General features: G+C 58.9%; 12 protein-coding genes. All 12 read left to right on the forward strand.

The features are described from left to right. The first annotated feature begins 59 nt into the window (after window positions 1-59). Complete coding sequence (locus JMJ95_RS04970; RefSeq protein ID WP_290683260.1) at window positions 60-1418, forward strand: TldD/PmbA family protein; 1359 nt, start codon at window positions 60-62, stop codon at window positions 1416-1418. Next, complete coding sequence (locus JMJ95_RS04975) at window positions 1399-2976, forward strand: N-acetylmuramoyl-L-alanine amidase (RefSeq protein WP_290683262.1); 1578 nt, start codon at window positions 1399-1401, stop codon at window positions 2974-2976. The genes JMJ95_RS04970 and JMJ95_RS04975 overlap by 20 nt, the downstream gene beginning before the upstream one ends. 39 nt (window positions 2977-3015) lie before the next feature. Continuing rightward, window positions 3016-3732, forward strand: coding sequence for a GerMN domain-containing protein (locus JMJ95_RS04980; protein ID WP_290683264.1), 717 nt, complete (start codon window positions 3016-3018; stop codon window positions 3730-3732). Between the two features lie 17 nt (window positions 3733-3749). Further along, window positions 3750-4490: a ribonuclease PH gene (gene rph, locus JMJ95_RS04985; RefSeq protein WP_367153757.1), complete on the forward strand. Its 741-nt coding sequence runs from the start codon at window positions 3750-3752 to the stop codon at window positions 4488-4490. Further along, on the forward strand, window positions 4462-5073 hold the full coding sequence (gene rdgB, locus JMJ95_RS04990; RefSeq protein ID WP_290683268.1) for an RdgB/HAM1 family non-canonical purine NTP pyrophosphatase: 612 nt from the start codon (window positions 4462-4464) through the stop codon (window positions 5071-5073). The genes rph and rdgB overlap by 29 nt, the downstream gene beginning before the upstream one ends. A gap of 43 nt (window positions 5074-5116) precedes the next feature. Next, window positions 5117-5341, forward strand: coding sequence for a preprotein translocase subunit SecG (gene secG / locus JMJ95_RS04995; RefSeq protein ID WP_290683270.1), 225 nt, complete (start codon window positions 5117-5119; stop codon window positions 5339-5341). A gap of 6 nt (window positions 5342-5347) precedes the next feature. Beyond that, window positions 5348-6409, forward strand: coding sequence for a nicotinate phosphoribosyltransferase (locus JMJ95_RS05000; RefSeq protein ID WP_290683272.1), 1062 nt, complete (start codon window positions 5348-5350; stop codon window positions 6407-6409). 171 nt (window positions 6410-6580) lie between these two features. Continuing rightward, window positions 6581-7012, forward strand: coding sequence for a 50S ribosomal protein L13 (rplM, locus tag JMJ95_RS05005; protein ID WP_290683274.1), 432 nt, complete (start codon window positions 6581-6583; stop codon window positions 7010-7012). 25 nt (window positions 7013-7037) lie between these two features. Next, a complete protein-coding gene (gene rpsI / locus JMJ95_RS05010) occupies window positions 7038-7433 on the forward strand; it encodes a 30S ribosomal protein S9 (protein WP_290683276.1) in 396 nt (131 codons plus the stop codon). A 122-nt stretch (window positions 7434-7555) separates the two neighbouring features. Next, window positions 7556-8164 (forward strand): TetR/AcrR family transcriptional regulator, encoded by a 609-nt coding sequence (locus JMJ95_RS05015; RefSeq protein WP_290683278.1) that lies wholly within the window; start codon window positions 7556-7558, stop codon window positions 8162-8164. After that, window positions 8154-9488, forward strand: coding sequence for a TolC family protein (locus tag JMJ95_RS05020; RefSeq protein ID WP_290683280.1), 1335 nt, complete (start codon window positions 8154-8156; stop codon window positions 9486-9488). The genes JMJ95_RS05015 and JMJ95_RS05020 overlap by 11 nt, the downstream gene beginning before the upstream one ends. Beyond that, on the forward strand, window positions 9485-10208 hold a 724-nt coding region (locus JMJ95_RS05025; RefSeq protein WP_290683282.1), incomplete at its 3' end, for an efflux RND transporter periplasmic adaptor subunit. The genes JMJ95_RS05020 and JMJ95_RS05025, both read left to right, overlap by 4 nt.

Consider the following 10208-nt stretch of genomic DNA (forward strand, 5'->3'; position numbering starts at 1 on the left):
ACCCGGGAGCAGGCTGTCCGGGCGGCGGAAATCATCCTTGAGGAGGTCTCCGCTTCGTGATGCCGGCTCCTGCCCGCCACGCCGTGGAAGAGGCTTCCGCATTCCTGGTCGGCGAAGCTCTCGCCAGGGGAGCCGCAGGAGCGGATGTAGTCTACAGCTTCGGACAGGGAAGTTCTCTTTCTCTTCGGGACGGTGTTCCCGAAAAAAACACCTCGGGCACATCTCTCGGCATCGGGCTGAGAACTCTGGACAGGCAGGGACGGCAGGGGGTTGCCCACGTGAACTCCCTGGACAGGCGCCACCTCGAGGAACTCGTGGTATGGAGCCTGAACAACTGTTCTTCTTCCGAGCCTGACCCCCACATCAGGCTCGCCCCGGAAGGCCCGGGCATACTTCCCGACCTTGAACTCTTCGACGAATCGGTCCCGGTGGTTACCCCGGAATACCGCATGTCCGTCTGCAGGGAAATGTGGGAGATTGCCAGGGACGCCGATTCCCGGGTGGTATCCGTCCGGAGCGCATCCTGGGGCGAGGGAAGCGGGGAACATCACTACAGGTCCTCGGAGGGAGCCTCCTGCTGGTACTCCGGAACCAGTGCCGGGTGCGGAGTATCGGTGGTCCTGTCAGACGGAGGAGTCATGGAGATGGGAGGGTACGGGGACGACAGCCGTTTTCTCTCGGAGCTCGATCCCCGGAAGACGGCCGCCGAAGCTGTGCGCCGTACCGCCATGGTTCTCGGCGGGAAACCCCTTCCCACGGGACGGTACGATCTCGTCCTTGACGGAGAAGCGGCGGCTTCCCTGGTGGATGTCCTCGGGGAGCTCTTTCTTGCGTCCAACATTCACAAAAACAAATCCTTCTTCAGGGGAAAGCTCGGGGAAAAAGTCGCCTCGCCGGCCCTTTCTCTTGTGGACGATGGCCTCCTCCGGCGGGGCATGGGCTCAGCTCCCTTCGACGGGGAAGGAGTTCCGTGCACAACGACCCCCCTTCTTTCGAAGGGAGTTGTCTCCGCGTGGCTTTACAATCTCAAGTACGCCCTGATTGACGGCGTGGCGTCCACGGGAAACGCGAGCCGTTCCGTCTCCGGCACTCCGGATGTTGACTGTTCCAACCTGTCTCTTCTTCCCGGGCAGTGGACGCCGGAGGATCTTCTTCTCCAGGTGGGGAAAGGGATTTATGTCGCCGAGTTTCTGGGGCTCCACACGATCAACCCCGTGAGCGGGGAGTTTTCCCTCGGAATCAAGGGCGTCTCGATTTCGGGAGGCGCACTGGGAGGTGCAGTTTCAGGTATGACCATTGCCGGAAACCTTAAGGATATCCTGAACACTATCGACCTTGTCGGTAACGATTTTCGTTTTTACGGGAGCACCGGGGCCTGTTCCCTGGTGGTGCGGGACGTTGCGGCTGCGGGTTCTTAACCTTGCGGCGGTCTTCGTTGCCGCCCTTGTACTGTCCGTCCTCCCTGCAGCGGGGGCGGACGTTATGGACCTGTACTCCGGATCCTCCAGGACAGGACAGGTGGCAGCGGAAAAAAGAGGTTCCAATATTATGGTGTCCGCCCGGGATATGGCCGGTGTGCTCGGTCTCGAGACGTCTGAAAAAGAGGATACGCTCATCGTGACGGCCGGACGGAGCAAGCTCCAGCTCGTGGCCGGTGCGGCGGCGGCATGGCTTGACGCCGAACTTGTTCCCCTGGCCGCCTCTACTGTTCAGGAGGGGAAGGAATGGCTCGTGGAAAGCCGTTCGGCCCTCAAACTCTTCAACGGCCTCCTTGTTCGTTCGGGTAAGCAGGGGGATCTTCGCTGGGAGGGCACGCCCACTGCGGGAACCCCTTCCGCCCCCAAATCCCGGGCACCTGCAGCCCCGGTTCCCGTCGCCCAGCCATTCCCGGCCGGGGGCCCCGTGATCTCCGCCATACGATGGGGCAGCGACGAAGACAAGATCCGAGTGGTCCTGGACTACGAAGGCCCGCATGCGCCGGAAATACAGCAGGACGGCGGATCGGTGAAGGTTCCATTCCTCCTGGGAAAGTCCGGAGTGCCGGACCTTTCCTCTCCCCACGGCGAAGTGAAGGTGTCCTCGGTCAACTTCGGCGACCGGGTGGTCCTCGAGTTTTCCTCCTCCCTTCCCCTGAAGGAAATCATTCCCCTGGAAGGTCCCCCGCGGATCGTCATTGACTATGCCAGGGCCGGGACTCAGGCATCGGTGAAAGCCCCGCGGCCTTCAAAAACGCCCCCCCCATCCAAACCTGCGGCATCTCCTGCACCGGTCCTGGATCCCAAGCGGAATTCGGGGCCCAAAATCGTCGTCATCGACCCCGGCCATGGCGGAAAGGACCCTGGTGCGGTGGCCAACGGCATCCGGGAAAAGGACGTTAATCTCTCGGTTTCCCTCCTTCTCGCCCAGAAGCTGAAAAAGGACGGATATGACGTACGGCTGACCAGGGACAGGGATGTCTACATCACCCTCCAGCAGAGGACTGATCTGGCAAACAAATGGAATGCCGACGTATTTGTCAGCATCCATGCAAACGCCCTTCCGCCCGGCCGCCATGCCACAGGAATGGAAATTTACATCATGGCCCTCCCCACTGACAAGGATGCCATGCAGCTCGCCATCATTGAAAACAGGGAAATCGCCGAGGGCTCCAGCGGGGAATCTGCCCAGGCAGCGGACAAAAAGACCAGGATGCTGCTCAGCATTCTCGGAGATATGCAGCAGAACGCGAAAATAAACGAAAGCACCGGATTTGCCGAATGCCTCTTTAAAGAAGGTTCAGGCAGAGGCATAAAGATGCGCCGGGTTGCCCAGGCCCCCTTCTTCGTACTTCGGGGAGCGGCCATGCCTGCGGTGCTCATTGAAGCCGGTTTTCTCACGGAAAAATCCGAGGCCCGAATGCTCGGCGACAAAAAATACCAGGAAAAAATGACGGCTTCCCTGGCCGGGGGAATTGCCCAGTACCTGGTGAACAATTGACCCTGAAGGGAACTCTGACCGAGGGAGGAGAATGAAATCATGCCCCGGAAATACGACGACTATGATGACGGTTTTGAAGTACGGCGGAGAGAAGAGGAGGAAGAACCGCTGCCCTTCCGTGAAGAGCGGCGGCCGGTGAGAAGAAGGAGGGCCGAAGAATCGGAAACGAAAAAAGCCCCGCTTCTCATGCGGATCATAGCCTGGCTGGGCGTTGTGGTTTTCTGCTTCGTCGCCGGCTACGTGGGGACCTCTCTCGCCCTGAGGATGCTCGACAAAAAAGATATTCTCATGAGGAAGGACGTAGTCTCCGACCGGCAGGAAGCCCAGGGGGTCATCGAGGGAGGAAGCACTGAAATCCGGGTGAATGCCCGTAAAGTGGCCTTCTCAGTCTATTTCCCGAAGGAAGGGACCATCGTTTCCGAGAAAACCGACATCCTTTCAGGCATCATGGAAGATGACATCCGCCAGGTGTTCGGCAAGATTCTCTCCCTTGTACCGGGCGGGTTCTCACAGGACATGAAGGTGCTCAACGTGTTCAGGAGCGGCGATACCCTGTTCCTGAACCTGAACGGGCCTTTCATCACCTCCCTTTCGAAACTCGGGGCGAAGGAGAGCACCCTGTTCATAACTGCAGTCGTGCGGACCATAACGGAGAATTTCCCTCCCATTACCAAGGTCCGGTTTCTGGTCAACGGCAAAGTTCCCGCGGAAGGGGCTCCGGTGGACCTTACGGTGCCCTGGCAGCTTCCCAAGTGAGTCTTGCTGCCATGACGATCCGTATTGACGGCAGGATGGAAGACGGACTCCGTCCCGTCACCTTCAAGAGAAATTTTACCCGCTATGCCGAGGGATCAGTTCTGACCTCCTTCGGCGAGACCAGGGTACTGTGCACCGCCACGGTGGAAGAAAAAGTCCCTCCCTTCCTTAGGGGCACGGCACGGGGATGGGTGACCGCCGAATACGCCATGCTTCCGAGGTCCACCTCCGTCCGGGTTCCCCGATCGACTTCCAGGGGCGGCCCCGACGGGCGAAGCGCAGAAATCCAGCGCCTTGTCGGTCGTTCCCTGCGGGCCTGCGTGGACATGGAAGCTCTCGGGGAGAGGACCATTATCCTCGATTGTGACGTGCTCCAGGCCGACGGAGGGACGAGAACCGCCGCAGTTTCGGGAGGGTTTGTCGCCCTCTTCGACGCTCTCCGCTCCCTTCGGGAGAAAGACATATTCCGGGTACTGCCCCTCAAATTTTTTCTTTCTGCGGTCAGCGTGGGAAAAGTGGACGGCTCCCCCCTCCTGGACCTCTGTTATGAAGAGGACAGCGCCGCAGAGGTGGATATGAACGTGGTGATGAACCACCGGGGGGAGTTCGTGGAAATACAGGGGACAGGGGAAGGTTCCGTCTTCACATCCGGCGACCTCTCCGCCCTTCTCCTCCTGGCGGGAAAGGGAACGCGCGAAATCATAGAACTCCAGAAGGGAGCACTCGGCATTGAAGACGGCGAAACGATTCTTTCCTGAGGGCATCCTCTTCGCCAGCGGCAACCGGGGAAAATTCGCCGAGGTGGTGGACCTGTTTTCCCCGCTGGGGGTGGATATACTCTTCGGCCCGGAACACGCCTCCCTCGACGTAGAAGAGACCGGCACCACCTACAGTGCGAATGCCCGGCTCAAGGCAAGGGCCTGGGCTCTTCTCACAGGCATTCCCTCCCTGGCCGACGACAGCGGAGTTGAGGTGAGGGCCCTCGAATGGAAGCCCGGCATTTATTCCGCCCGGATGGCGGAGGATGACCCTGCCCGCATCAGGTGGATGCTCGATGCCCTCAAGGGAAAAGAAGACCGGTTTGCCCGGTACGTGGCAGCCTTTGCCCTCTATTTTCCTTCAGACGGGGTCTGCCTCCTCTCCGAGGGGGAGTGCCCCGGTGAAGTCGTCAGCGCTCCGAGGGGGACTCGCGGATTCGGCTATGACCCGATATTTTCACCTGCAGGATACGATGGGACCTTCGGGGAAATCCCCGACGAGATAAAAAGAAAGATTTCTCACAGGGCTGTAGCGGGGTATCGTTTGCTGGATATCCTTTCCCGTATATCTGTGATAGAATAACGCTTTGTCTGGAATTGGTTCCTATTTTTAGGAGGTGCGCAAGGTGAAGACCATTCTTGGTATTGTCCACATACTGCTCTGCATTTCCCTTTCGGGTGTCGTTCTCCTGCAGCAGAGAAAGCAGGGCGGCTTCTCCGGAATCTTCGGCGGGGGAACCCAGGCCGACATGGGGGGGAACCAGTGGCAGCGCTTCACTGGACTTTCGAAGATTACCGTGGTCCTGACCGGACTCTTCATGATCACATCCATCATTCTTGTTCTCTACTAGGCTGTCATGAACTCTGGAAACCGCTGCGGCACTTCCGGGCCTCTTGATGGTTTCGAGGACGTCCGGAAGTACTCTGTGGAAGAAAAAAGGCTTCATTCGGCCACGCACGAAGAAATTCTCGGCGGATGTACTACTGATGTATACTTCGTCAAGACCCGGGATGTTCTCCGGAATGCAGGACGTCTGTACACCCGGGTTACCGCTGAGGTTTTCGCGCGAAAGAACGGCATTTTTGCCGGCCTTGAGGAAGTGATGACCCTCCTGGGTGACAGAAACGTGGAAGTCGAAGCTCTCAGGGAGGGGGATTCCTTCTCGCCGAAGGAAGTCCTCGTGAGGATCTGCGGTCCCTACGGAGAGTTCGGCCTCTACGAGACGGTCCTCCTTGGAATGCTTGCGAGTGCGACCTCATGGGCCACGGCGGCAAAGGCCTGTGTTGACGCGGCGGATGGGAAGCCCGTCCTCTGCTTCGGTGCCAGGCACGTTCATCCGGCCATCGCCCCCGTTATGGAGCGGAGCGCCGTCCGGGTGGGTGGGTGCGCCGGGGCCAGCTGTATCCTGGGTGCCCGGCTCGCCGGTATCGACCCGATGGGTACGGTGCCCCATGCGGCGGTACTCCTCATAGGTGATACGGTGGCGCTGGCGAAGCATTATGATGCCGTCATGCCTCCCGATGACCAGAGAATCGTCCTTGTGGACACTTTCAAGGATGAAGCGGAGGAAACCCTCCGGGTTGCGGAAGCCCTGGGTGACAAGCTCTCAGCCGTCAGGCTCGACACCCCAGGCGAACGGGGCGGCGTGTCACCGGACCTTGTCCGGGAAATTCGATATCGCCTAGACCTTGCCGGGTACAGGAATGTTAAGATCATAGCCTCCGGCGGGCTCTATCCCGACCGGATCCGGGAACTGGCAGCGGCGGGAGCTGATTCTTTCGGTGTCGGAAGCTACATCTCCCATGGGGATCCCATCGATATGACCATGGATATCAAGGAAATCGACGGGCTTCCCATAGCGAAAAGAGGAAGATTACCCGGGAGGATTGAAAACCCCCGGCTCATTCGTGTAAAATAAAGGACCGGAGTCGAACAGTGTATCATTTCGCCGCGTCGGCGGAGAAAGCTAGCCCCGGGGAACCCTGCCACGTTCCCCGAGATGCTTGGGACGGTGCTTCCTCCATCGGCGTTTGTGTGATCTTTGACTATAGAAAAATGAAACAGGAAAGAGAATGAAGGAGGAAATTCCATGTCGGACAGTCGTTCCTTTATGGCCGTAAAAGAAAAGGTCGAGCACAAGTGGTATATCGTTGACGCCACGGACAAGCCTCTTGGCCGTATAGCGTCTCAGGTCGCCAAGATTCTCATGGGGAAGAACAAACCCACTTACACCCCCCACGTTGACTGCGGCGATTTTGTCGTGATCATCAACGCTGAGAAAGCGAAGCTCACCGGCAACAAGAGACTCAAGAGCACCGTCCATTACTACACCGGCTACCTCGGGGGATTCCGCTCCGCCACCTACGGCGACATGATGGACAAGAAGCCTGTGCAACTCATGGAGAGAGTCGTCAAGGGTATGCTCCCCAGAACGCGCCTCAAGCTCCACAGGAAACTCAAAGTGTATGCGGGACCGGAGCACCCTCACGCGGCGCAGCGGCCCGTTGCCATTGAAGTGTAAATTTCGGGGAGGAGGAAAAGACTCGATGCAGAATACAGCATACTGCTGGGGAACAGGAAGAAGAAAATGCGCCCTGGCTCGCGTGCGGGTTCGCCCCGGCGACGGGACGATTAAAGTCAACGAAAGGACTGTGGAAGATTATTTCCCGAGAGTTGCGTGGCAGCTCAGCGCTCTTCAGCCACTGAAAACCGCCGGACTTGAAGGAAAGATCGACGTTTTTGTCCGTGCTTCCGGCGGCGGCCTGACCGGCCAAGCCGGTGCGGTACGGCTCGGAATCGCCAGGGCGCTTCTGAAGCTCAATCCCGAGCTTCGTCCTGTCCTGAAAAAGAACGGGCTTCTCACCAGGGATCCCCGCATGGTGGAACGGAAAAAGTTCGGCCAGAAGGGTGCCCGGGGACTTCGCCAGTTCTCAAAGCGTTAATCGAACGATCGTTGCAGTGTTTTCAGGACAGGCCGTAGGCCTGTCCTTTTTTACCTCCTTTCTATACTGACCGTTCGGTATGGAGTATAGTCGTACCTACCGAACGGTCGGGGGGGATTTTCGTGGCGGAAGAAGTCAAAGAAGCACGCAAGGCTATTCTCAGGGCGGCCCGGGAAGGATTCGCCGCCAAAGGGTTTTATGGAACCAGCATGGAATACATAACAAGGAACGCCGGAGTCAGCAAGGGGGCGGTGTACTGGTATTTTCCAGGCAAGTGGGAAGTGTACAAGGTTGTGGTGGCCGAAGAGGCGGAGCGGCTCAAGAACATAGTCCTGCCTCCCGGGCTCGAACTGCTCCCAGAAGAAGCCATGGATTTCTTTCTCACCCGGGGAGAAAGGCTCATCGATGCCTTCGCTGACGACCCTGTCCGCAGGCTTCTTTTCGTTCACTTGCAGCTTGAGGCCATGCGGGGCCGGGAAGAAATGATCGAACTCGTCACCGCTCTGCGAACCTCTATCACCGAGGACGTGATCTCTGTCTTCGAAACAGTTTTCCCCGGGAACACCCTTATCCGACGGGGGATCAGTCACCGTGACCTTGTCAACATGTTCGAAGGCATCCTGAACGGCATCATTTTCAACATCGAACTTACGATTACAAGGGAAGAAGCCAGACGGAACTGGAGGTTCCTCATCTGTTCGGTTTTGGGAGGGATCGGTAATGTACCGTAAGTTTTTCTCCCTTTTGTGTCTTTTCTTCCTGATTCTCCTGCAGGCACTGACGGCGCATGGAGCGGAGCCTCTTTCCCTGGGAAAGGCTCTTTCCCTGGCAGCAGAAAACAATCCCGCTCTGGCTGCAGGCCGCCAGCGGATCGCTCAGGCACGGGAGCGGATACGGCAGGCAGCCGCTGCGGCACTGCCCCAACTTGGGGTTTCCCTTCTCTACCAGACGGCAGACAGGGATCCGGTCTACCCGGTATTCATCGGGGGGCAGCAGGTCGGGTATGCTCAGGCCGGCTTCAGGACCACCTGGAATGCGGCCCTGACGCTGAGCCGGCTCATCTACAGCGGCGGTGCCGTCAGGTATTCCGTGGATTCCCGCCGACTTGCCCTTCAGGGGGTGGAGGCTGCGGAGAAGCGCACCGCCCAGGGAGTTGAGTGGGCTGTTACTTCGGCGTGGTACGACCTGCGGCGGGCGGCAGGGAGGCTTTCCGTAGCGGAGGAGACCCTTGCTCTGGCAAAGGAGCACCTCAGGCACGTGCAGGCTCTCTTCCGGAACGGTGTGGTGGCGAAAAACGAGGTTCTCCGGGTAGAAGTTTCCGTCTCCGAGGCCGAGTTGGGCCGCATCCGGGCAATGAACGCCGTGGACGTGGCATGGCACGGTCTTTCCAGGGCAGTTGGAATACCCCTCCGCCCGGTATTCACCCTTACGGCGGAGGACGCTCCCGATGAACTTTCTCCCCTCCCTTCCGACCCGGTGGCGGAAGGGCTCTCCTCCCGGCCGGAGATGCGGGCCCTGGACAGGGCCATGCATTCCGCCCTGCTTTCCGCCAAAGCGGCCCGGGCTTCGGGAGGGCCAAGGGTTGTCCTTTTCGGTGAGATCTACAGGGCGGACGATACCTTCTTTCCTTCAAAAATGGATGACTGGAAGATTACTCTCCAGGCCACCTGGAATTTTTTTGACGGCGGCGAGTCCTCCTCCCGGGCCAGGGAAGCAAAGGCTGCAGCGGAAGAACTGCTCCACCAGGCGGAGGATCTCAAGCGGCAGATAGAGCTCGAAATCTCCGTGGCCCGGACGAACTTCGAATCCTCCCTCAGGAGGATTGATGTGGGAAAAGCCATGGTGGCGGCAGCGGAAGAGGACTACCGCATGGCCCTGAAACGCTACGTGGCCCAGGTGGGAACCAACATCGACGTGCTCGACGCGGCCGTAGCCCTCACAAACGCAAGGAACCAGTTGGTGGAAGGAGTGTACGACTCGAAAAAAGCCAGGGCCGAAATAGACTGGGCCATGGGCCGCACCGGAAAAGCGTTTTTCAAGGAGGCTGAGGAATGAAAAAAGTGCTTGCTCTTCTGCTTTTTATGTTTCTTTTCGGCGGGCTCATCGTCTACAGATGGCACGAGAAGGAAACAGCGGAAAGCGGCGCTCCTGCCCTTGAAGTCCTTCCGGTGGAAACAGTCCATCTCAAAAACGTGACCTTTGAGGACAGGGTGTCTTTCGCCGCCGACATCGAACCGGAGGAGAAAGCCGCCGTAGTATGCAAGGTACCGGGCAAAACGGTCCTCCGGGTTTTTGTCTCCGAAGGAGATTCCGTCAAGGAAGGGGATCCTCTCGCCATTGTGGACGACAGCTTGCTCCGCCAGCAGATCCTCCAGGCCGAGGCGGTGCTCGGCCGTGCCTTGAGCTATTCTTCCGTAGTCGCCGCCGACTTCGAGCGCATTTCAGCCCTCTACGGGGAGCAGGTGGTGAGCCGCCGGGAGTTCGACCGTGCCCGGGGCGAGGCCAGGATGGCCGCCCGGCAGGTCCAGGAGGCCAGGGCAGCGCTGAACCAGCTGAAAATTATGCTGGGATACCACACCATCACTGCCCCCATTTCCGGGGTGGTTCTCACCCGGCACATAGACCCTGGAGACACGGTCTCCCAGTCACCGGCCTTCATTCTTGCCCGCAGGGAGAAAGTGAAAGTCTCGGGGACCGTGCCGGAACGCCTCATCCCCCGGGTCAAGGAAGGGCAGAAGGCGATGGTCACAGTGGACGCCTTCCCCGGGAAGCAGT

The organism is Aminivibrio sp. (assembly GCF_016756745.1).
In the GTDB taxonomy this organism is placed as follows: domain Bacteria; phylum Synergistota; class Synergistia; order Synergistales; family Aminobacteriaceae; genus Aminivibrio.